Below are 23,292 nucleotides of genomic sequence, written 5' to 3' on the forward strand. Positions count from 1 at the left end.
ATTCTAGTAATTGCTTTTCTTCATTGGTTAAGGATATTTCAATCATGGCTGTATGATGATCTCTTTACAGATAATTTCAAGTCTTTGTTTGAAAAAGTCGCATCTTCAATGATCACGGGTATATTCGCTATATGTGTTGTGATCTTTCTACCTAGGTTTCCTGTGAGTAATTATTGTTGAATGTTAGGAGATCTCTGTGCGAAATGTCAGAATAAGTTCAATTTATCTCAAATTTGTGTAGAAGAGTCAGGCTCAAGGCATGAGTGTGCTGCAATAGCCTGCTATTGCAAGCACTCAAAACGCAGAAATGAGCAGAAATAGAGGTGCTGGTGAGGTTTGCTTATGCCGAGTTCAGGTTAAATACATCCGCAAGATAAGCAAAGGTCGCTTTATCGGTAACTAACCGAGCAAAGCCGACCTGAGTTGAGCCTTCAAAGACACCAAAACACAATGAATTTTTAATTGACTTTTCTACGGTGCTTCTTGGAATATTTTGGCTCCAATAAGCGTTTGTTGATAGAGCAGTCAGGAGACTGCTGCCAGTTACTTTGTAATACACTCAAAGACTCAAGGAACTCTTTCCCGTAAACTTGAGCTTGTATGCTTACGATACTTGGCCAATCTGAGTTAGCTATCAGTCGGACAATCATTTATCCCACATAAACTCTCTGAAGTGAGTACGACAAACAGATTCGTAGTTTTCGTTACCGCCAATAGCGACTTGCTCGCCTTCTTTCATAACTTTACCGTCACCATCGAGACGCACAACCATATTAGCTTTGCGACCACAGTGGCAAATGGTTTTTAATTCCACTAATTTGTCTGCCCACGCAAGTAAGTAGTTACTGCCAAGGAATAACTCACCTTGAAAGTCAGTACGCAAACCGTAGCATAAAACGGGAATATTCATGTTATCGACGACGTGAGTGAGCTGCTTCACCTGCACTTTTGACAAAAACTGGCTCTCATCAACTAACACACAATGAATATCTTGAGATTCCATCGCATCCACAACAAGATTCACTAAATTAGTTTCTGAAGAAAAAATGCTGGCTTCTGTTTCTAAGCCAATACGAGAAGCAACTTTCCCTACACCATAGCGATTGTCAATGGCTGCAGTAAGTACTAACGTGTTCATCCCTCTTTCACGGTAGTTATATGACGACTGAAGCAGTGAAGTAGACTTGCCTGCGTTCATTGCAGAGTAATAGAAATACAGCTGAGCCACGGTTCGATTCCCTTTGTTTTTATAGTTGGGCAATGATATCAACAAAGTGAATGTTAATACCATTGCCAAAATAGTAAAGACTTATCATCAACTACTTCGTTTTTTGAATTTTAAGGTAGATAAAGACAACAACAAATAACGCTGTACACGTTAAGAACCCTGATAATACCGATTGCGTAAAACCAAGCACCAAGTAACCACAAAGACTGATAAATGCGACGATTAATGCATACGGCAGTTGAGTGACGACATGATCGATATGATGACAGCTTGCACCTGTAGAAGACAAAATTGTGGTATCAGAAATCGGTGAGCAATGATCACCAAACACCGCACCCGCAAGTACAGCGGAAAGCATAGGCAACATCATAGTTGAATTACTGCCCATCGCCATATCCGCAGCAATAGGCAACATAATGCCAAAAGTTCCCCAACTGGTTCCAGTTGAAAAAGCGGTGATACCGGCTAACGCAAACATCACTGCAGGAAGTAGCTCAACAGGTATTGACCCCGTAGCAATGTGAGCCAAATATTTACCAGTTTCTAATTGACCAATCACCTCAGCAATAGTCCATGCAAACAATAAAATATATATAGCAGGCAACATTGACTTAGCACCATGAATCAATGCTTTTGAAAGGTCAGAAAATGACAGCTTTTGCTTTAATGCCAAGCCAAAAGTTGTTATCAAACCTAATAATGCACCAAGCACCAATGATAGGCTTACGTCGGTCTTTTCAAAGGCTTTAATCACGCTAAACTCAATAGACTCTTTTTCAAGTGTTTGAGCACCTGTAAAAACCATGAAGAACAGTGTTGCTGCGACCAGAGTAACGATTGGTAGGAACAAACCTAATACAGAACCACTTTCTGCTTCGGGTAAATCAGCAAGGCTTCCAGGTGGCTGCCCTTTTTTCTCGTCAAACAGTTCACCCTTTTGTGCGTTACGTTCATGTTTACGCATTGGGCCAATGTCAAAAGTAAAAATCGCAACACTCAACAACAATAATAGTGAGAAAATGGCATAAAAATTCATTGGGATCATTTCAACAAATGTCCCTAAATAGCTCGAATTTGTCATGCCATGCGTTGCCAAAATACTTCCAATTAAGGCAATAATATATGCGCCCCAACTGGATACTGGCGAGATGACGCAAATTGGTGCGGCGGTGGAATCAAGTAAATAGGCCAGTTTGGCTCGTGAAACGTGATATCTGTCCGTTAATGGTCGTGCAACAGAACCAACCACTAAAGAGTTGAAATAATCATCGATAAAAATGACGACACCTAAAGCCATCGTAAGCAGTTTTGCGTGACGTTTACTTTTAATTCTGGTTCTCGCCCATTGAGCGAAAGCTTTAGCACTACCACTTACCGTAATAATGGCGGTAATAGAACCCAATAAAATTAAAAATACTAAAATATATAAGTTCCAAGTGTTGATAGCACCATCAACCCAGAACAATTCAGATACGACTTTGACCAAAAATGAAGCTGAATTTAGGAATTCGAATTTAGTCAGCAATAAACTACCGATAACAATGCCAGCACCCAGTGATACAAGCACGCGCCTTGTAATAATGGCTAATACAATAGCCAAAAACGGCGGTATAACCGACAACGCCGAATCAGAATAAGAAAATACACTCATGATGTATAAAGTTTGAATAAAAAGTTAGCCGGATATTCAAACACAAAAGGCTCCAAGATTACTATCCTAGAGCCTTTTAGCGTGATAAAGATCACTAATTTTTATGCAATGCAACTTAATAGTTAATTAACTTAATTTTTCAGTTAACTCAGGTAAAGCCTTAAATAAATCAGCTTCTAAACCATAATCAGCGACTTGAAAGATTGGCGCTTCAGGGTCTTTGTTAATAGCAACAATAACTTTAGAGTCTTTCATTCCCGCAAGATGTTGAATTGCACCTGAGATACCAACAGCAATATATAGGTCAGGAGCAACAATTTTACCTGTTTGCCCGACTTGCATATCGTTTGGAACAAAACCAGCATCAACAGCTGCACGCGATGCACCAACAGCTGCGCCTAATTTGTCCGCTAATTGTTCAAGAATTGCAAAATTCTCGCCACTACCCATACCGCGACCACCAGATACAATCACGCCTGCGCTACCAAGTTCAGGGTGTTCAGATTCAGTTAGCTCTTGAGAAACAAATTCCGTCGTCGCTGCTTCAGAGTTTGAAAGTGCAACTACTTCTGCACTACCTTCATTACCCACAGCTTCAAAAGCACTGACACGAACGGTCATTACCTTTTTCGAATCATGACTTTGTACGGTTGCCATTGCATTACCAGCGTAAACAGGACGCACAAATGTGTCTGCAGATACAACTTCGATAACTTCAGAAATTTGTGCAACATCTAACAATGCCGCTACACATGGTAATACGTCTTTACCTGTTGTAGATGCTGGCGCCAAAATGTAGTCATAATCTGAAGCAATATCTAAAACTACCTTAGATACGTTTTGCGCTAGTTGAGCTGAGTATTCAGCCGAGTCAACAACAATAACTTTATTCACACCTGTTAATGTTTTTGCTGAATTCGCTGCTGCGCCACATTCATGACCAACAACTAATACATGTACGTCACCGCCAATCGCTTTTGCTGCTGCAACTGTTTTAGCCGTATCAAGCTTAAGGCTGGCATTATCGTGTTCTGCTAATACTAAAATCGCCATTTAGATCACCTTTGCTTCGTTTTGTAATTTTTCGACTAATTCATCTACAGATGAAACCATAATACCCGCTTCACGAGCAGCAGGAGGCGTCACTTTCAATACGGTTTGATGTTCTTTTAGCTCAATGCCTAAATCATCAATAGACATCACCTCTAGTGGCTTACGCTTAGCTTTCATAATGTCAGGCAGTTTTGCGTAGCGAGGTTCGTTCAAGCGTAAATCAGTTGTGATCACAGCAGGAAGCGGCATTGCTAATGTTTGAAGGCCACCATCAACTTCACGAGTAACCACAGCTTTGCCGTCTTCAATTTTTACTTCAGAAGCAAACGTTGCTTGTGGCATATCCGTTAATGCCGCAAACATTTGACCTGTTTGATTATTATCACCATCAATCGATTGCTTACCAAACAATACAATATCTGCATTTTCTTGAGCTTGAATCGATTTTAAAATCTTCGCTAATGAAAGTGGTACTAACTCTTTATCAGTATCAACTTGAATACCTCGGTCCGCACCCAGTGCCATAGCTGTTCTCATTTGCTCTTGAACCACTTTAGGGCCAATGCTTACAACAACAACTTCAGAAACAACGCCAGCTTCTTTCAATCGGACAGCTTCTTCAACTGCAATTTCACAAAACGGGTTGATTGCCATTTTCAGGTTTGCTGTATCCACTTTCGTGTTATCAGCATTTACCCTGACCTTTACATTGGCATCGACGACGCGCTTCACTGGTACCAATACTTTCATAGGGCTTCCTTTATTAAAGCTTAAGGGTATTTTGAGGATGACTTTTGACTATCAGCACACCAAAATACAATTAGTCATAGTGTTATTGCGCATCACTTTATAACTTGTTGACGTTTACGTCAACTAACGCCAGGTGAATACTCAGATCATCTGACCTGCTAAAAGTAATGGCACCTCCGAAGTTGAAAATGGAGCACTTACCTGCTTGTTAGAGATTGCGACTCATACATCGATGAGCAGAGGTGACTCATTTACCAATTAAAAAAGAAAAGTAAATTCAAGTAAGGTTAGTTGATAATAATAAATATTGAATGAATTATTTATTTCACATTTTTTAAATTTTAAATACTTTTTTACTATTTAAAATTATCAATAATTCTGAAACTATTTTTATTAATTAAATAAGCACATTAGTGTTTGCTAAAATATAAATTACAACATATTATATATTTTGATAAATTTATAACCTTAGTTTTAAACTTAAATTAAATATAAAAACGGAACTGAAAATATGAGCGACTTTTTAGAAATTTTAACCCATGGACGCCGTTTTAAAGCAGCCGTAAAAGATTTATCTATTGAAGAGCTTGAAGATTTAGCAACTAAACTAGATAAAATTATTGTAGAGCGAAAAGAGCTCGCTGAATTAGAGTCAAAAGCAAACGCAGAGCGCGATGCAAAAATTGAAGCTATTCGTAAGCAAATGGAAGAAATCGGCCTTTCAGTTGACGATTTAGGTGATGTAAAATCGGCGCCTAAAAAACGTGCCCCTCGTCCACCTAAATACGAAATAACTGTTGATGGTGAGACTATCCGTTGGACAGGCCAGGGTCGCATGCCAACCGTATTTAAAAGTGAAGTTGATAGCGGCAAATCTTTAGATGATTTTTTAATACAAGAATAAAATCACTCTTCATTTAAAAAGGTCCAATAATGATGGGCCTTTTTTAATGCCTGAATAATATACCCGTGCTATCTCAATATGCAGCAATTCAGCGAGAATTAAGGCGATTAAACTCGCATTTAGTGGGCTTTTCAGCGTCCATTCTACTTTGTTGCAACAACTCGAATTAGATCCATTGGCTCTTCATTTTTCGCCTCGAATAATGAACTCTGAAATTGCCCTGAAAGCTGAATATTGAAGTTTCACGGGTATAAATCAACTTTGTTCAAAAATGGTTACAAAAAAACCTTCTATTAACACTTCCGTATCGAGTATGCTAGTTCTTCCCCTAATCAACTCTCACACGGAACAATGATAAATAAAAGCAAAGTGATTACCACAATTGCAGGCGCTACGCTAGTTTCAGCCAATTTTGCCTATGCCAGTGTGCCTATTGTACAGCCAAACAACAAACTCACCGCCTATACCCACGCCACTATTTATGTTGCTCCGAACAAGCAGTTAAAAAATGCAACATTGTTGGTTCAAAATAATCGCGTAAAAGCTATTTTAAAAGATAATGATGTACCAACTGATGCTTTTGCAGTTGATCTTACTGGTTATACTATTTACCCAGGCTTTATCGATCCGATTTCTGAGTATTCAATCAACTTCAAATACCCGGAAAATAAAGCTAAGAAACCAATTTACGATATAAAAAGAATTGGTGGTAATGCTGAAAACTCAGCCATTCATTCAGAGATGGAATGGTACTCAGTTGTTGAGCCTGAAACTAAAAAAGCAAAAGCTTGGATTAAAAATGGCTTTACGAGTGTTCAGTCCGCAAAGCTGGACGGCATAATTCAGGGCCGAGGCGTTTCAATTTCATTATCTAATAACATTGCTAACGAAATTATTTATAACGCTCGAACTAATCAATTTATGTCGTTTAATAAAGGCAGCTCTAAACAAGATTACCCAGCGTCATTGATGGGTTCGATCGCTTTATTAAGACAAACACTTTCGGATGCTAATTGGTACAACGCCAATTATTCAAAATCTGGAACAGTAAGTTCACCAAATAATATTGAATTTAATGCTGCATTAGAAAAGTTGAATAACCTTGATAAGCAGAAAATTATATTTGAAACGAAGAACTTAAATAGTCAATTACGTGCTGCTAGATTACTTTCAGAATTTGAATTATCGTCAATTCAAGTTGCAACAGGTAAAGAATATAGCCGAATTGATGAAGTAAAAGCATTAAACTATTCATTGGTTGTTCCTTTAAACTTCCCTAAAGCACCAAGTGTTATTGATGCAGATGCGGCAACAGAAGTTAGTCTTGCTGATTTAAGACATTGGGAACGTGCTCCATCAAACCCTGCAGCCCTTGAAAAGTCAGATGTTCAGTTTGCTTTCACAATGAAAGGGATTCAAAACAAGGATTTTTGGCCACAGCTCAAAAAAGCGATTGATGCAGGATTATCAAAAGAAGCCGCCCTTGCCGCATTAACGACTAATGCAGCAGAAATTGCTCAAATCGACGACATTGCAGGACAACTGAAACCTGGGTACATGGCCGACTTTGTGATTACCAAAGGTGATATTTTTGAAGACGGCAAAATTTACAGTGTGTTCACTCAAGGCCAAGAGCATAAGTTCGCAGATCGTAATAAAGATCAGGTTGTTGGTGAGTATCAGCTGCAAATCAATCAACTCGACTTTAGCCTTGAAATTGAACAAGCGAAAAAACTCAAGGCTGATCTAACGATTGGTGAAAAACAAGTGCCATTGAAGAATGTAAAGTTCAAAAGTGGTCGCTTAACTTTCACAGCTGACTTAATGGACGCAGGTTATGCTGGCACCAATCGCTTTGTACTTTGGCTCGACGAAAATGAGCTGGGCGGACGCATGGAAACAGCATCAGGTGAAATCGTTAACGTAGCAGCAGCTCGAACTGATGATACGACTGAACCAAAAGCAAAAGGTAAAGAAGAGGCAGAAGCAACTGAATACGTCAGTAAGCTGACTCATCCAAATGTTGGGTATGGTTTAGCTGCATTGCCTAAATCAGAAAATCTACACATCAAAAATGCAACGATTTGGACTTCTGAAAAAGATAGCGTTCTTGAAAATACCGACATCATCATTGCAGACGGTAAGATTGATGAAATTGGTCAATCGCTCTCTACACCACGTGGCTATAAAGTGATTGATGGTTCAGGTAAGCATGTCACAGCGGGTATTATTGATGAGCACTCACACATTGCCATCAACGGCGGTGTAAATGAAGGCACATATTCTGTTACTTCCGAAGTTCGTATCGGTGATGTCGTCAACCCTGATGATGTTTCTATTTACCGTGCGCTTGCAGGTGGTGTTACCAGTGCTCAGCTATTACATGGCAGTGCAAACCCAATTGGCGGTCAAGCTCAATACATCAAGATGAAATGGGGTGAAACGGCTGAGAACCTGAAATTTGATCATGCACAAGCCAGCATTAAATTCGCTCTGGGTGAAAACGTTAAACAAACTCATTGGGGAGACAAGTACAGTCGTCGTTTCCCTAAAAGCCGTATGGGTGTCGATACGCTATTCAGACAAACATTTGATGCAGCTAAAGAATATCAAGCTGAAAAAGCACAATATGATGACTTACGCCGTAGTTCGAAGCGCAAAGTCGTTGCACCAAGAACAGATTATCGTTTAGAAGCGGTTTCAGAGATCTTAAATGATAAGCGTGATATCCATATTCACTCTTATATTGGTTCTGAAATCTTAATGTTCTTAGAAGTTGCTAAAGCTTACGACTTTAAAGTTAAAACCTTTACTCACGTACTTGAAGGCTACAAAGTTGCTGAAGAGCTTGCTGAACATGGCGCTGGAGCTTCAACGTTCTCAGATTGGTGGGCTTATAAATTTGAAGTTTATGATGCCATTCCACAAAACACCTGTTTAATGAACAACAAAGGTGTAGTGACTTCAATCAATTCCGATGACTACTCAATGCAACGTCGATTAAATCAAGAAGCGGCTAAATCAATCCTCTATTGCGATATGAGTGAAGCTGATGCTTGGAAGATGGTAACCATCAACCCAGCAATACAGTTAGGTGTTGAAAAGTACGTTGGTTCAATCAAAGAAGGCAAAATGGCTGATCTCGTATTATGGAGCGACAAACCATTATCTGTTTATGCAAAAGCTGAAAAAGTGTGGGTTGAAGGCACACGCTATTTCGATAAAGAGCAAGATTTGAAAGCTCAAAAAGACGTTGCAGCAGAAAGACAAGCCTTGATGCAAAAGATTCTGAACAGTGGTCAAAAAGCCAAACAAGGTGTTCCGTTTATTCCAAAGAAAGAACCTGAATGGCATTGTGAAACCGTTTACCACGCTTGGGGTGAACACAGCCAGCATAGCCATTAAGGAGACAATACAATGAAAAATACAATCAAATTTACTGCTGCTATTGCCCTACTTTCTGGTTTAAACATCAATAACGCAATGGCGAATGATATCGTTCCAGCAAAACCTGAAACACAAGCAATGGTATTTACCAATGCTACGATTCATACCGCCACAGATGGCGTTATAACTAATGGTCAGCTACGTGTTGATAATGGAAAAATTGTTAACGTTGCAGAACAAGTCGATACCACCAATGCCAAGGTAGTAGATCTAGCGGGTAAGCATATTTATCCGGGATTGGTTGCACTCGATACAAGCCTTGGTTTAGTTGAAATTTCACTTGTACGCGAAACTGTCGACAAGTTTGAAATCGGAGATGTGAATCCGCAACTTAATCCAAAAACGGCTTATAATGCTGACTCAGAGATTATTCCAACGGTTCGTTATAACGGGATCGCCTACGCTCAAGTTGTGCCTTCAGGTACTGGAATTGCAGGTCAATCTATTGTTGTAAACATGGATGCGTGGAATGTCAATGACGCCATTGTCGAGTCTGGACATCAAATGCACTTATATTGGCCGTCGATTAGATGGCGTTCATCAAATCCAAAGACTTTAAAAAAACAGCAACAACAAGTTCAAAACCGCACTAAAAAAGTATGGCAAGCATTTGAAGATGGCTACCGTTTTTATCTTGCTCGCAAAACAGATAAAAAAGTAACCGGTGATCAAAAATTAGCGTCAATGATGCCACTGTATCGTGGTGAAGGTCAGCTTTTTGTTCACGCTCAAAAACAAGAGCAAATTGAGCAAGCCATTTCTCTTGCCCGTAAATACAATTTCGAACTTGTGATTGTTGGTGGTTATGATGCATGGCGTGTTGCACCTAGCTTAAATGAAATCAAAGCTAAGGTTATCTACAATCGAACTTTAGGTTTACCACTTCGTCGTGATGAGCCTGTTGAGCAAGCCTACAAAGTGCCGGCATTACTAAAACAAGCAGGTGTTCCATTTGCACTGGGCTTTTCAGCAGATTGGGATGCAAGAAACCTGTCTTTCGCAGCAGGGCAAGCTGTAGCTTATGGCTTAACCAAAGAAGAAGCACTTAAAGCCATTACTTCAGACGCAGCGAAAATATTGAAGCTCGATAATATTGGGGCAATTGCAAAGGGGTACCAAGCAAGCTTCTTAATTTCAAGCGGTGATATCCTTGACCCAGTAACGGCGAAAATTGAATCACTTTATATTGATGGTCGGAAAGTCGACTTAAATAACCGACACAACCAGCTTTATCAGAAATATTTAAAGCGTTAGAATCATAAGGGCTGGAATTCCAGCCCTTTTTTATGGGAATAGAATAATGAAAAACGCACTTTTGATCTTCGCTGGAATACTGCTTGCTGGTTGTTCTGGCTCTTATTCGTTTCACAGCAATTTAGACAAAGAGAATTTTAAAGAATATTTCAAAGCCGGAGATGTAAAGGTTTTTCACACAGATTCTTTACCAACTCAAGCATACAAATCTTTAGGATTGGCCACAGGGGAAGCCTGTCAATTATCCAGCAGTGACAAAATTGCAACCGAGTCGGATGCTCGTACTGCTATTCGAAAACAAGCTGCTGATTTAGGCGCTAATGGTGTAATCATTCGAAGCTGTGCAACGCTTAATGAATCCAATGCATGTTTGTCTCATGTGCTTTGTAGTGGTGAAGCGATTAAAATTAATGAATAGTTTTACCCAACAAGTAGAAGCCGTTGGTTTTTGTCGAACGCCATTTAAACAAAAGTTCGGTATACCAAGACAACCTGGTTTAGTTGAAGCTAAGGGTTTTATTGAACTTAGCGGCCAATATAATCACTCAGATTTTATTGAAGGCATCGAACAATACTCGCACCTTTGGTTATTGTTTAGTTTTCATGAAAATTTAGCTCATGGGTTCAAAGCAAAAGTTCGTCCGCCTCGCCTTGGTGGTAACGAAAAAATAGGCGTATTTGCGACACGTTCTACGTTCCGCCCTAATGGCATCGGTCAATCAGTAGTTAAGCTGGAAAGAGTCATTAACGAGAACAATCAAGTGAAACTTGAAATCTCTGGCATGGACTTGGTTGATGGCACGCCTATTCTAGATATTAAACCCTACATCCCCTACTCTGACTCTATTAAAGAGGCTAACGGCGGGATGGCTCAGGAAGAACCCGAGTTAAAGGATGTTGAGTTCACCAGTAAAGCTGAGACACAATTACAAACCTTTGACGATCATGCAAAGCTCAAAAAACTCATACAGCAGGTGCTTGCGCAAGATCCTCGCCCTGCTTATAAGCAGTCAAAGCCCGATAATAAAAATTACTTTATCAGCCTGTATGATCTCAATATTCAATGGTGTTGTGTAACTTCAATAATTAAAGTTATTGAAGTTACAAGGTTGTTAAAATGATGCATTTCCCTTATCATTCATCCTCCTTAATGCTTTATCAGGATGATAATAATGAAAAAAATACTATTAACAGGGATTGTACTCGCGGCAAGCTTTAATTTAAAAGCACAAGAACTACAACCTAGCGAACAACAAAGCAAGGGAACTTCGACTGTAGGTATTGGTTTTCAATATGGTGGAGCTTTGGGATATAAACTCAGTTATTTAGACAATAGAAACATTTACTTTATTTCAGCAGGTCTAGTTGGTGGTGCTATTGGTTATCAGCGAGTTATTGATAAAGACAAAATGCACACTGTTGGTCTAGCTTTGGGATCTGAAGTATTAGTCAGTGAAAAAGGTTTTGGTCTCCTCACCTATAATTATCACTTCAATACTGTTGATGATGCAGGCTGGGTATTCGGAGTAGGTGCAGGCGTTAGACGTGAAGATTTAGGTGGTGCATTCGCCAATTTAGGTAAAACAGATACCCATTTTGTAGCAGACATCAACATCGGATATCGATTTTAATCGACTGTTACGAGCAAACCTGCTTGGTTTGCTCACTATATTTGCTTAATATTCTGCAAAACATCTCACACATTAAGCTTTAATGAGCAAACTCGATTACCAAACTCAGCACAAAAAACGTCTTTCTTATATGCCTTGGCTGTACTTCACTCTAAAAGAAAAACATAAAAAGTGGGCATTACTTTGGCAACAGCAAATCCAAAAAGAGCTTTGTTTGTTAGAAACGATAACCATAGGTGAAGATTGTTTTATTGCTCCAGAAGTTAACCTATTTGCGGAACCAAATCGCAATATCATCATCGGTGATCACTGCATGATTGCCGCTGACAGCTTTATTCATGGCCCTATCACGATAGGCAATGAAGTTGCGATCAATCACGGTTGCTCAATTGATGGAGGGAAACTTGGCATCGTCATCGGCGATCGAACTCGTATTGCCAATAACGTGACTATTTATGCTTTCAACCACGGAATGGCACCAGACGCTCCTATCTATCAGCAAGCTGTAACGTCACTAGGCGTAAAAATTGGTCAAGATGTTTGGGTTGGTGCTCAAGCTGGCATTGTTGACGGTGTAACCATAGGTGATCAAGCCGTTATTGGCATGGGTTCTATTGTCACTAAAGACATACCAGATTTTGCCATTGTTGCCGGAAACCCTGCTCGTGTTATCGGGGATAGAAGAGATAAACCAACTATTTCGTGAATAAGCAGTTGTTCAGCATTAACAAAATAGTGCAGCTGAGCTAGAATACTTGCCATTCAAATTTTTATCTGGACTAGGGTCATGCGAGTTAGCAAATACCTGCTATCAACACAAAAAGAAACCCCTGCAAATGCAGAAGTAATCAGCCACCAGCTCATGTTACGTGCTGGTCTTATCCGTGCCAATGCCTCAGGCTTGTACAGCTGGTTACCGACAGGCTTAAAAGTATTGCGAAAAGTTGAGGCCATCGTTCGTGACGAGATGGAAAAAGCGGGTGCGTGCGAAATTTTAATGCCGATGGTGCAACCGGGTGATTTGTGGCAAGAAAGTGGTCGCTGGGAAGAATATGGCCCTGAATTACTCCGTATTACGGACCGTCATAACCGTGACTTCGTATTAGGCCCGACTCACGAAGAAATTATCACGGATATCATCCGTAAAGAAGTCAGCTCTTATAAGCAACTTCCTTTGAATATTTATCAAATTCAAACCAAGTTCCGTGATGAAGTTCGTCCACGATTTGGTGTAATGCGTGCACGTGAATTCTTGATGAAAGACGCATACTCTTTCCATTTAGATCAAGAGACAATGGATAGCACTTATCACACAATGCATTCAGCATATGGCAATATCCTGTCTCGTATTGGTTTGGAGTTCCGTCCGGTTCTGGCTGACTCAGGTTCTATCGGTGGCAATATGTCACACGAGTTCCACGTATTAGCACAAAGCGGCGAAGACTTAATTGCATACTCTTCAACTGGTGAGTATGCTGCGAACATTGAGCGTGCAGAAGCACTTAAGCCAACTGAAGCACGTACTGCGGCAACTCAAGAAATGAGCTTAATTGACACGCCTAATGCAAAAACCATTGCTGAGCTTGTTGAACAATTTGATTTAGACATCAGTAAAACGGTTAAAACACTTATTGTTAAAGGTGCGACAGAAGAAGCACCATTGGTTGCATTGATTGTTCGTGGTGATCACGAGTTAAACGAGATCAAAGCTGACAAGATTGAAGCTGTAGCGTCGCCATTAACTTTTGCCCCTGACGAAGAAATTCGAGCTGCTATTGGTGCAGGTTCGGGTTCATTAGGTCCAGTAAAACTCGACATGCCAATTGTTGTTGACCACAGTGTTACTGCTATGAGTGATTTTGCTGCCGGTGCAAACGTTGATGACAAACATTACTTTGGCATCAACTGGGAACGTGATCTACCAGAAGCTCAAGCTGCAGACATCCGTAACGTAGTTGAAGGCGAAGCCACACCTGATGGCGGCACTTACGCCTTTGCTCGTGGTATCGAAGTGGGTCATATCTTCCAATTAGGCACTAAATATTCTGAAGCGATGAATGCCACTGTTCTAAATCAACAAGGTAAAGCTCAAGTATTGCTCATGGGTTGTTATGGTGTTGGTGTGAGCCGTATCGTTGCATCAGCTATTGAGCAAAACCACGATGATCGCGGCATCATTTGGCCAGATGCAATTGCACCATTTAAAATTGGTATCCTGCCAATGAACATGCATAAATCTCCGCGAGTTAAAGAACTTGCTGAGAAGCTCTATCACGATTGCCAAGAGCTTGGTCTCGAAGTCATGTTCGATGACCGTAAAGAGCGCCCAGGCGTTATGTTTGCGGATATGGAGTTAGTTGGTGTACCACACACTATCGTTATTGGTGATCGTAACATCGATAATGGCGTGCTTGAGTATAAGAACCGTAAAACTGGCGAGAAGCAAGATATCCCGATGGATGGGCTGTCAGACTTTATTAAGTCTTTGTAATACTATTCAATTTTCATAAAACTAAGCGAGTGAGTTAACTCGCTTAGTTTTTTATCTCGAACATCCCAGAAAGTAATATACCCATGATACCTGAAGCGAGAATGCACAACTTGTTAATCAAGGCGACGGTGTGCGGCAATAGTGAACTATTGTTAGCACTGGCAACGAAGAGTAACAAGCTGTGCAACTCGCACTGCGTGGACTTCTCAGCGCCAATTCTTCTTTGTTACATTAACTCGAAAGAATCCCGATATTCCTTCGCTAATGCGCCTCAAAGAATTGGCGCTGAAAAAGTCCTGAAACATGCATCTTCAAGTATCATGGGTATAAGTTAAACCATAGTAGAAACTGTTTTCCTTCAATTCCATACTTGGAAAGTACTCACATTCTATAAACTATCTTTAACCACGGATGAATAACAAGGCTGTTAGAATAAATTCAGAGCCCACTACAGTTAGGAATAGTATGTCAGTAGAAGTATCAGGTCGCCTCTATTGGAACCCCGATACCCTTGAGGTATTGATTCCCAGTGAAGTGACAGTTAAATCCCTAATACCAGCTCTTGAGGTGGGGCAGACAAAAGAGGTAAAATTCGAGTTTCATAACGATAAAAGTAAACGTTTTGAAGTCAGAACTTATCGAGTAACTCGCAAAGATGCCGAAACATTTGACTTTAATCGAGTTGGCGGAGTTCGAAGTTTTCTAAATCTGTTCAATTTCTTCAAGCTCCGAAGCGCTCAGTCAAAAGCAATCAGTAAGTTTTTTAATGGAGATACAACCGTTGCGGAAAAACTCCCAGGCTTCGAGAATAAAAACCAAACTTGCTTTATGAACGCAGCATTAAAGCAAATCATAATAGACAACCCGCAAAAAATAACTGATAAAGTAACTGAAAATACCAGAAACAAACCTGAAGCCCACAAAAATCTCGCCATTGCTTTTGCTCGTTTATCTGATGCATGCCATGATTTCAAGAGTGGGCAAATAACGAAGGGACGAGTCGATCGCCTTTTTGATGAATTTTATCATCAGCTTCAAGCCTTTGCTAAACAAGACCTTACTTTAACGAGTGAAAGAAACGATCAGGATTTCATTACATGTATGAAGAGAATGTTTGTTACAGAAGCAAATCGACAACATGATCCAAATGAGTTCGGGCAGTTTATTTACCACATAACGGGCTTACGTGATAAGGAAAATGAGCTGCGTCTGTGCAGAAAAATGGTGCGTCAATCAAACACAAGCGATATTGATTACAAAACCGACAGCAATCCACCAACTTACTATCCAATCGACCTGGCAGGTAATGGTAATTTAGTAGATAAATTTTCTCATGAGTCTAGTGAATCCTATTCAAGAAAAGATCCTGATTGGGGAGAGACAGATAGGTTTAGTCGTATTGGCTGCAATAACCCATCTACACTCACAACAATCAGGCTACAAGCAAAAGTGACCGGCTTGGATGATTTTGGAGATTCGTTTAAACGCACTTCAGAAGCAAGAGCGCTCATTCCAAAACAAGATGTGTTTGAACTTGAATTGTTCAATAATACAACTAAAAAAGTTGATAAATGCAAATTCAAAATTAAAGCCGTGGTAGTACATTCAGGCAGTGATTCCAAAAGTGGACATTATTATACTCTCGAAAGAGGAGCTAATGACTCTTGGATTAAACACAATGATAATCGAGTTACGCACCTTAAAACCGATTTACACGATCATTTTAGGCGAAACAAGACAGCTGTTCCTCATTTAATTACCTTAGAGCGTGTGTAAAATAAAGTTCTGCTTTCTTAGACGGGGAGTTTCTTATTGTTAGTGGCTTTCTGTTGGCCGTCGACAACCTAAACTTTTTTCGCTACATTTTGTAATGACGATAAATTACGCAAGGAATAAGAGTAATGAGCGAAAAGACCGCATTGGTATTAGGTGGAGGTGGTGCTAGGGCGGCCTATCAAGTGGGTGTATTTAAAGCAATTGTTCAAAACTATCCACGTAATCATAATATTCCGTTTGAAATTCTTTCCGGTTCATCAGCAGGTGCCATCAACGCCACTTCACTTGCCACACACGCTTCATGCTTTCATCTTGCAGTGAAAAAGCTGGAGTACGTTTGGGGTCACTTCACGACTGATAAAATTTACAAAAGCTCTATTACAGGAGTAACGAGTCACCTCATTAAAATGGCGTTAAAAGGGCTGCAAGCAAACAGTTATAATCCTAGCCCTGGAAGTTTATTCAATAATGATCCGTTGAGAGATTTACTCAATAGCGTGATGGATTTTAAGCGTATTGATAGAAATATTGACCTAGGAGCACTTACCGCTTTAGCCATTGATGTGTCATGTTATAACGATTCTAAATCTATCACGTTTTTTCAGGCAAAACCCGAAATTGAAAATTGGAGCCGAGCTCGGAGAAAAGGAATTCGAGGACATTTATATACTCATCACTTACTCGCAAGTTCAGCCATTCCTCTGGCCTTTCCAACGGTTCGATTACGAAGAAAATATTATGGCGATGGCTCGGTTCATCAGTTATCACCACTGTCTAGCCCCATTCACTTAGGGGCTAATAAGCTATTAGTGATTAATTTAGACAGCCATCTCAAGCATAAAGATAAACGATTAAAACATCACCCCACTACGGCGGCAATTGCTGGTCACCTTCTAGATACGATATTCTCAGATACACTCAATAGCGATTTAGAGCGCTTACAGAGAATCAATAACACCATTAATTTGATTCCTGAATCTCAACGAGCCGAATACCCGCTTCGGAATATTGACACTTTAGTTCTAAAGCCGAGTGAAGATTTAGGCGAAATTGCTGCTCAATACTACTCTCACATGCCTTTCGCTGTTCGTATGTTATTGAGAGGGTTTGGTGTGAATCAGTATTCAGAGTCTAGTGTGATTTCATACTTACTTTTTGAAAAAGCTTATACAAAAGCACTTATGGACTTAGGTTACAAAGATACTCTACCTAAGCTTAACGAAATTTATAAATTTCTTGGCAAAAATGAGCAAATTTAAACCAACTAAAAGCTAACTCGTTAAAAGTTCTATCTTTTGGCACGCTACCTGCTGATTGTTAACCAATAGTTATATTTTTGACCGGAGAAAAAGATGGACTTTGGTTTAGCTAGAGATTATCAAACAGAGAGCATTAACTTCAGTTCAAGTACGGCGATTGCAAGCAGTGAAGTTAAGCCAAATATTATTGCTGTTTTACAGTCTTTGCACGCAAGTCTTGACCCACGAACAGTATTTGCCTGTTACGGCAAACTACTCGGCGATATTTTGCCGGTCATCGGTGTGCAACTTAAGCTTCCTCGTCATCACCTTATATGGGGTGTTGGCCAAGGATACGGTTCTAAACAGCATATTCAGATTGGCTTACAGTCGACAGAAATTCATTATCGATTCACTGATAAGCTCACGTCGAGTCAAGCTACACTTCTACAAAAAATTGAAGAGCTGCTGGTTCAGCCTCTGGACAATGCGATTCGTTATTCTGATATGTCAAAGCAAGCCATGTTTGATTCACTGACAAACCTCGGGAATCGTCGTTATTTTCAACAGATGCTGGAAGCAAATATTGCTCGAGTTAAACGTGGTTCAGACCAATTAAGCCTGATCGTATTAGATTTAGATAACTTTAAACAACTTAATGATAAATTTGGTCACCAGTTGGGCGACACAATTTTGACAGAGTTCGGGCAATTACTCCGTAATTCAATCAGGAATGCTGATCAGGCGTTTCGCGTTGGTGGTGATGAATTTACTATTCTAGTGCATGGTGATGAAGGTTCAGCAAAAACACTTTGCCAACGAGTTATTTTGCAGTTACCTCATAACCCACTGCTTTCTCAATTCAATGTAATGACGAGTATCGGAATTGCTGAATTCACAGAAGATTTGAATGCTAAGAGTATCTATGAACTCGCTGACAAAGCTATGTACAGTGCGAAAGCGCAGGGTGAAAGTTGTTTTAAAGTAGCGTAATCTTCAAAGATTGCTCAGCCGTTGAAATTGCGCTCTTTTCAATCCATAAATCAACTACAGCAACTAACTGCTCGTTATAATAAATGAGTGGAACTCGATTTCTTTCCCATGTAGGCACTTCTAGCTCTTGCCACAATTTTTTTAACAGCCTAGGCTTATGACGAAAATCGGGATGACATAGCGTACTTCCTGATGCGCCAAACTCAATTGTTACCACTTCATCTTCTTTAGGTAAGCGCAACCCTCTTTCAATATTACTCTCAATGTTCAATGAGAGTCTTCTTCCGTCATTCAACTCAATTTCATTTTTCGTATTAGAAAGCTCGATTTGAATATTTTCCAGCGGCATTAAATGCTTGTACTTCTCAGCAAAAACTCGATTTTTAAAGCGTCTTATCAGCAAATTAGAGAAGTGTAATTCAACTTTCGCATCAGGCTTCGCCAGTGTAAGTTGCTCAATAGCTTGATCAAGCTGAACTAAAGAAGGTGCTACCAGTTTATTGAGTTCAATGAACCCTCTTAGGATCTGCCTTTGCCAAGGCAATGATAATGTCTTGAAACGTTCTAAATTCAATACATGTTCAGCGTAAGGAGAAGATGAAATATGTTGCTGCAATTTTTCTTGTGTCACTTCATCAAGCAACATTTCTTGCTGTTGGCTCAACAACGCACTTCGGCTAGCCGTTTCTGCAATGGCAGGCCAGCGGCCCTTTAATTGAGGAATGATAACTTGTCGTAAAAAGTTACGATCAAACTGAGTATCTTGATTACTTTCATCTTCAATGTGAAGTAATTGATGTCGCTGAGCAAACTCAATTACTTCATCTTTTGAGTAGCCAAGTAAGGGTCTTACTTGCCAACCGTTGCCATTGAAATATTGAGCTTGAGCCATTCCACCGACACCTTTCGGCCCTTGCCCGCGTTTCAACGCTAATAGTAAAGTTTCTAATTGGTCGTCTTGATGATGTGCGGTGAGTAACACATTACTGCTGGCGCTCATCTCTTCAATAAACGCTTGATAACGGACCTTTCGAGCTTCAGCTTCAAGGCTTAAACGCACACCTTGTTTAACGTCAACATGCTTAGTAATAAACGGTAAATGATACTTTTTGGCTTGTTGCTGACAGTGGTTTTGCCACTCATCAGCATTGGCACTCAAACCATGGTGAACATAAACCAACTTCACATTTAACGTTGGCTTTTGTTTAACATACTCACTTAGGACAAAAGCTAACACTTCAGAATCTACACCACCACTGTATCCTAAGACTACCCCTCTTGAGCCAGAGTTAGGCAAGCTATTAAGCAAGCTATCAAGCTCATCAATCAGCAGGGGGAGTTCCATTAAAACATAATCCTTACTTTGTCTGGACCAATCATAGTTTCCAACGAAAGCATTAGCTCATCGCTTGGATTAACCCGCCACTGTTCACCCAACTCAAGTTGTCCTTTTGCACCCGCTTGCTTGTAGTTAACCACAACAGGTACTTTACCCTCTGTCGTCCATTCTGAGAGTGTGTTTTGGAAAGACTCTAATAATTTAGGTGTAGCTTGTGTATTATCTAAATCAACTTCAACGTATTTCGCAAAGTGGCTTCGAGCTTCACTGATATCAATCACATTTCTGGCTGTCATTCTGTTACCGCCAGAAAAGTCATCGACACTCACCTCTCCTTCACATATGAGAATACGATCTTTTTCGATGAGGTGATTAAACTTCTCAAACGCTTCAGTAAAGAACATAATCTCTAAACGACCACTTTTATCGTCAAGCGTCACTAAGCCCATTTTTGAACCACGCTTAGTTATCATCACACGACTTGCGATGACCAACCCTGCAACTTTGGTTGTTTTACCTCTTCCAGTTGGGTGAGCATCTTTCAAGCGACCATTAGTGTACTGCTTTAACTCTTTTAAATACTGGTTGATAGGATGACCAGTAAGGTATAAACCCAAGGTATCTCGTTCACCTTCAAGCCAAATTTTTTCAGGGAAAGGCGTACACTCAACAAATTGCTGTTTTACATCATCAGGTTCAGTATTGAGCAACCCAAACATATCGTGTTGCCCTGTAGCTTCAGCCTTTGCATGTTGATCCGCTGCTTTTATTGCTTCAGATAATGTTTCCATCATCGACGCACGATGAGGGCCCAACTTATCCAGAGCACCAGCGAAAATGAGTTTCTCAATTACTCGGCGATTCAACTTTTTAAGATCCACACGAGCACAAAAGTCAAATAAGTCTTTGAATGCCCCACCTTTTTCTCGCGCATCGATAATCGACTCAACAGGCCCTTCACCCACACCTTTAATTGCACCGATGCCATAAACGATATTAGACTCTTCATCTACGGTGAATTGATACAGACCTTTATTGACGTCAGGCGGCAATAACGGCAAATTCATACGGTCGCATTCATCAACGAGGGTAACAATTTTATCGGTGTTATCCATATCCGCCGACATTACGGCTGCCATGAACTCTGATGGATAATGCGTTTTCAACCATAAGGTTTGATACGAAACAAGCGCATACGCAGCTGAGTGAGATTTGTTAAAACCGTAACCTGCGAATTTCTCTACCAAGTCAAAAATTTTCATGGACAGCTCACCGTCCACGCCATTGTTGATTGCACCTTCTTCAAAAATGCTTCTTTGTTTGGCCATTTCTTCTGGCTTTTTCTTACCCATCGCACGACGCAACATATCGGCGCCACCAAGGGTGTATCCTGCCAACACCTGCGCAATCTGCATCACCTGCTCTTGGTACAAAATAATACCGTAAGTCGGTTCAAGTAAGGTTTTTAACGATTCATGCTGCCATTGCTGATCTGGGTATGAGACTTCCTCACGACCGTGCTTACGTTCAATAAAGTTATCAACCATGCCTGATTGCAACGGCCCCGGGCGGAACAGTGCAACGAGTGCAATCATATCTTCAAAGCAATCAGGTTGCAGACGCTTAATCAGATCTTTCATACCACGAGATTCTAACTGAAACACAGCTGTCGTTTCATAACGTTGCAATAATGCGAATGACTTAGAATCATCCAACGGAATCGACTCAATATGAATATCAGGTAAACCCTTTTTCCTCTGAGTCGCATTTACCATCTGTAATGCCCAGTCGATAATGGTTAATGTTCGAAGTCCTAAGAAATCGAATTTGACCAATCCTGCTGTTTCCACATCGTTCTTATCAAACTGAGTGACAGGATTTTTACCTTCAGAGTCACAGTAAAGCGGTGCAAAGTCAGTGATCTTAGTTGGTGCAATTACAACACCACCCGCATGTTTACCCGCATTACGAGTTACCCCCTCAAGAATACGGCACATATCGATAAGGTCACGAACCTCTTCGTCGGCATCATACGCTTCTGGTAGGCTTGGCTCTGCTTCAAACGCTTTCGCCAAAGTCATTCCTGGCTCGGCCGGCACCATTTTAGAAATTCTGTCGACAAACCCATAAGGGTGACCAAGCACACGCCCGACATCACGAATTACCGCTTTTGCAGCCATGGTACCGAAGGTAATGATTTGCGATACCGCATCACGGCCATAGAGTTCAGCAACGTGATCAATCACTTCATCTCGTCTATCCATACAGAAATCGACATCGAAATCGGGCATGGATACACGTTCTGGATTTAAGAAACGTTCGAATAACAAGTCGAACTCAAGTGGATCAAGGTCGGTAATCTTTAGCGCATAAGCCACCAATGAACCTGCACCAGAACCACGACCGGGGCCAACGGGGATAGCATTATCTTTACCCCATTGGATAAATTCCATCACGATAAGGAAATAACCGGGGAACCCCATTTGGTTGATAACATTCAGCTCAATATCCAAACGCTCATCGTATTCTTTGCGCTTTTCGGCTCTTTCTGCTTCATCTGGGAATAGAAACTCTAAACGTTCTTGCAATCCTTTTTCTGATACATCAACCAAAAAGTCTTCAATTGACATATCGCCAGTTGGATAATCTGGTAAGAAGTACTCACCTAATCGAACCGTAACATTACATCGTTTCGCAATTTCGACCGAGTTCTGTAATGCTTCTGGAATGTCAGCAAATAGCTCGCACATTTCTTCTTCTGTGCGTAAATATTGTTGTTCACTATAATTTTTCGGACGGCGAGGATCGCCAAGCGTAAAACCATCATGAATGGCAACTCGAATTTCATGTGCATCGAAGTCTTCAGGTTTAAGGAATACCACTTGGTTTGTAGCAACAACAGGCAAGTCGACTTGTGCAGCTAACTCAATTGCGGCATGAAGGTAACGTTCTTCATCAGCACGTCCAGTTCTTAACAGCTCTAAAAAATATCTATCAGGAAAATGCTGCTTATAAAAATCAGCTAATGCATTCGCTTCCGCAAAGTTGCCTTTAAGCAAAGCTCGGCCAACATCACCATCTTTGCCACCTGAAAGTAAAATAATACCCTTGTTAAATTCTACTAACCACTCCTGATCTATGACTGTTTTGCCCTGAAATTCACCTCTTAAATAGGCTTGACTGATCAACTGAGTAAGATTCTGATAACCATCGTTATCTGAAGCAATCACTGTTAATGCGCATAATTCATCAACATCAGGAACGGTCATCCAAAAATCAGCGCCAATGATTGGTTTAATTCCAGCACCATGACAGCCACCATAGTATTTCACTAGACCACATAAATTATTTTGATCAGTGAGTGCTACCGCTGCCATACCTAGCTCATCAACTCTTGAAAGAATCGGCTTAACTTTCGCTAAACCATCTGACATGGAATAGTCACTGTGGACACGTAAATGGACAAAACGGGGATCGGACATATATTTTGTTGTGATTATTCGATTAGTAACTAGAAAGTCTAGTATATTCTTGCAT

At 40.4% G+C, this 23,292-nt stretch carries 17 protein-coding genes and 1 pseudogene; 11 read left to right on the plus strand and 7 right to left on the minus strand.

Annotated elements, in window-relative coordinates; genetic code table 11:
• Positions 1-358: 358 nt before the first annotated feature.
• The 5 genes and pseudogenes from JQC92_RS06785 to JQC92_RS06805 all read right to left on the minus strand — a co-directional run.
• Positions 359-511: pseudogene (locus JQC92_RS06785) on the minus strand (GNAT family N-acetyltransferase); the annotation flags it as partial.
• Positions 512-646: 135 nt separating this feature from the next.
• Complete coding sequence (locus JQC92_RS06790) at positions 647-1,228, minus strand: thymidine kinase (RefSeq protein WP_204998943.1); 582 nt, start codon at positions 1,226-1,228, stop codon at positions 647-649.
• Positions 1,229-1,319: 91 nt separating this feature from the next.
• Complete coding sequence (locus JQC92_RS06795; RefSeq protein ID WP_204998944.1) at positions 1,320-2,879, minus strand: Na+/H+ antiporter NhaC family protein; 1,560 nt, start codon at positions 2,877-2,879, stop codon at positions 1,320-1,322.
• 126 nt (positions 2,880-3,005) lie between these two features.
• A complete protein-coding gene (locus tag JQC92_RS06800; RefSeq protein WP_204998945.1) occupies positions 3,006-3,932 on the minus strand; it encodes an electron transfer flavoprotein subunit alpha/FixB family protein in 927 nt (308 codons plus the stop codon).
• On the minus strand, positions 3,933-4,682 hold the full coding sequence (locus tag JQC92_RS06805) for an electron transfer flavoprotein subunit beta/FixA family protein (protein WP_129947105.1): 750 nt from the start codon (positions 4,680-4,682) through the stop codon (positions 3,933-3,935).
• A 511-nt stretch (positions 4,683-5,193) separates the two neighbouring features.
• Between JQC92_RS06805 and JQC92_RS06810 the strand changes: the two genes are divergently transcribed.
• From JQC92_RS06810 to dgcS, 11 genes are all read left to right on the plus strand, one after another.
• Entirely contained in the window at positions 5,194-5,586 is a 393-nt protein-coding gene (locus tag JQC92_RS06810; protein WP_204998946.1) for an H-NS histone family protein, read from the plus strand.
• Between the two features lie 351 nt (positions 5,587-5,937).
• On the plus strand, positions 5,938-8,991 hold the full coding sequence (locus JQC92_RS06815; protein WP_204998947.1) for an amidohydrolase family protein: 3,054 nt from the start codon (positions 5,938-5,940) through the stop codon (positions 8,989-8,991).
• 12 nt (positions 8,992-9,003) lie between these two features.
• Positions 9,004-10,287 (plus strand): amidohydrolase family protein, encoded by a 1,284-nt coding sequence (locus tag JQC92_RS06820; RefSeq protein ID WP_204998948.1) that lies wholly within the window; start codon positions 9,004-9,006, stop codon positions 10,285-10,287.
• Between the two features lie 46 nt (positions 10,288-10,333).
• Positions 10,334-10,705: an Rcs stress response system protein RcsF gene (gene rcsF / locus JQC92_RS06825; protein WP_204998949.1), complete on the plus strand. Its 372-nt coding sequence runs from the start codon at positions 10,334-10,336 to the stop codon at positions 10,703-10,705.
• On the plus strand, positions 10,698-11,408 hold the full coding sequence (gene tsaA, locus JQC92_RS06830; RefSeq protein WP_204998950.1) for a tRNA (N6-threonylcarbamoyladenosine(37)-N6)-methyltransferase TrmO: 711 nt from the start codon (positions 10,698-10,700) through the stop codon (positions 11,406-11,408). Before rcsF ends, tsaA begins: the two co-directional genes overlap by 8 nt.
• A gap of 51 nt (positions 11,409-11,459) precedes the next feature.
• Positions 11,460-11,918 carry a hypothetical protein gene (locus JQC92_RS06835; protein WP_204998951.1) on the plus strand — a complete coding sequence of 153 codons (459 nt, stop codon included), beginning with the start codon at positions 11,460-11,462 and terminating at the stop codon, positions 11,916-11,918.
• 82 nt (positions 11,919-12,000) lie between these two features.
• On the plus strand, positions 12,001-12,624 hold the full coding sequence (locus JQC92_RS06840; protein WP_204998952.1) for an acyltransferase: 624 nt from the start codon (positions 12,001-12,003) through the stop codon (positions 12,622-12,624).
• Positions 12,625-12,705: 81 nt separating this feature from the next.
• A complete protein-coding gene (locus tag JQC92_RS06845; RefSeq protein ID WP_204998953.1) occupies positions 12,706-14,409 on the plus strand; it encodes a proline--tRNA ligase in 1,704 nt (567 codons plus the stop codon).
• Between the two features lie 465 nt (positions 14,410-14,874).
• A complete protein-coding gene (locus JQC92_RS06850; protein ID WP_204998954.1) occupies positions 14,875-16,185 on the plus strand; it encodes a ubiquitin carboxyl-terminal hydrolase in 1,311 nt (436 codons plus the stop codon).
• Between the two features lie 125 nt (positions 16,186-16,310).
• Positions 16,311-17,444 (plus strand): patatin-like phospholipase family protein, encoded by a 1,134-nt coding sequence (locus JQC92_RS06855; protein WP_204998955.1) that lies wholly within the window; start codon positions 16,311-16,313, stop codon positions 17,442-17,444.
• A gap of 93 nt (positions 17,445-17,537) precedes the next feature.
• Complete coding sequence (gene dgcS / locus JQC92_RS06860) at positions 17,538-18,416, plus strand: diguanylate cyclase DgcS (RefSeq protein WP_204998956.1); 879 nt, start codon at positions 17,538-17,540, stop codon at positions 18,414-18,416.
• On the opposite strand, the gene tilS is transcribed toward dgcS, so the two are convergent.
• Together tilS and dnaE are read right to left on the minus strand one after the other, a co-directional pair.
• Complete coding sequence (tilS, locus tag JQC92_RS06865; RefSeq protein WP_204998957.1) at positions 18,403-19,761, minus strand: tRNA lysidine(34) synthetase TilS; 1,359 nt, start codon at positions 19,759-19,761, stop codon at positions 18,403-18,405. The two genes, dgcS and tilS, sit on opposite strands and share 14 nt — an antisense overlap.
• Positions 19,761-23,237, minus strand: a complete 3,477-nt coding sequence (dnaE, locus tag JQC92_RS06870; RefSeq protein WP_204998958.1) for a DNA polymerase III subunit alpha — start codon at positions 23,235-23,237, stop codon at positions 19,761-19,763. The genes tilS and dnaE overlap by 1 nt, the downstream gene beginning before the upstream one ends.
• Positions 23,238-23,292 lie beyond the last annotated feature (55 nt).

The organism is Parashewanella hymeniacidonis, assembly GCF_016900895.1.
GTDB lineage: Bacteria > Pseudomonadota > Gammaproteobacteria > Enterobacterales > Shewanellaceae > Parashewanella > Parashewanella hymeniacidonis.

What these genes read in the sequence shown, in the direction of transcription:
- JQC92_RS06795 (WP_204998944.1), bottom strand. Translation starts at nt 2,879, where the DNA reads ATGAGTGTATTTTCTTATTCTGATTCGGCGTTGTCGGTTATACCGCCG.
- JQC92_RS06800 (WP_204998945.1), bottom strand. Translation starts at nt 3,932, where the DNA reads ATGGCGATTTTAGTATTAGCAGAACACGATAATGCCAGCCTTAAGCTT.
- JQC92_RS06805 (WP_129947105.1), bottom strand. Translation starts at nt 4,682, where the DNA reads ATGAAAGTATTGGTACCAGTGAAGCGCGTCGTCGATGCCAATGTAAAG.
- JQC92_RS06810 (WP_204998946.1), top strand. Translation starts at nt 5,194, where the DNA reads ATGAGCGACTTTTTAGAAATTTTAACCCATGGACGCCGTTTTAAAGCA.
- JQC92_RS06815 (WP_204998947.1), top strand. Translation starts at nt 5,938, where the DNA reads ATGATAAATAAAAGCAAAGTGATTACCACAATTGCAGGCGCTACGCTA.
- JQC92_RS06820 (WP_204998948.1), top strand. Translation starts at nt 9,004, where the DNA reads ATGAAAAATACAATCAAATTTACTGCTGCTATTGCCCTACTTTCTGGT.
- rcsF (WP_204998949.1), top strand. Translation starts at nt 10,334, where the DNA reads ATGAAAAACGCACTTTTGATCTTCGCTGGAATACTGCTTGCTGGTTGT.
- tsaA (WP_204998950.1), top strand. Translation starts at nt 10,698, where the DNA reads ATGAATAGTTTTACCCAACAAGTAGAAGCCGTTGGTTTTTGTCGAACG.
- JQC92_RS06835 (WP_204998951.1), top strand. Translation starts at nt 11,460, where the DNA reads ATGAAAAAAATACTATTAACAGGGATTGTACTCGCGGCAAGCTTTAAT.
- JQC92_RS06840 (WP_204998952.1), top strand. Translation starts at nt 12,001, where the DNA reads ATGAGCAAACTCGATTACCAAACTCAGCACAAAAAACGTCTTTCTTAT.
- JQC92_RS06845 (WP_204998953.1), top strand. Translation starts at nt 12,706, where the DNA reads ATGCGAGTTAGCAAATACCTGCTATCAACACAAAAAGAAACCCCTGCA.
- JQC92_RS06850 (WP_204998954.1), top strand. Translation starts at nt 14,875, where the DNA reads ATGTCAGTAGAAGTATCAGGTCGCCTCTATTGGAACCCCGATACCCTT.
- JQC92_RS06855 (WP_204998955.1), top strand. Translation starts at nt 16,311, where the DNA reads ATGAGCGAAAAGACCGCATTGGTATTAGGTGGAGGTGGTGCTAGGGCG.
- dgcS (WP_204998956.1), top strand. Translation starts at nt 17,538, where the DNA reads ATGGACTTTGGTTTAGCTAGAGATTATCAAACAGAGAGCATTAACTTC.
- tilS (WP_204998957.1), bottom strand. Translation starts at nt 19,761, where the DNA reads ATGGAACTCCCCCTGCTGATTGATGAGCTTGATAGCTTGCTTAATAGC.
- dnaE (WP_204998958.1), bottom strand. Translation starts at nt 23,237, where the DNA reads ATGTCCGATCCCCGTTTTGTCCATTTACGTGTCCACAGTGACTATTCC.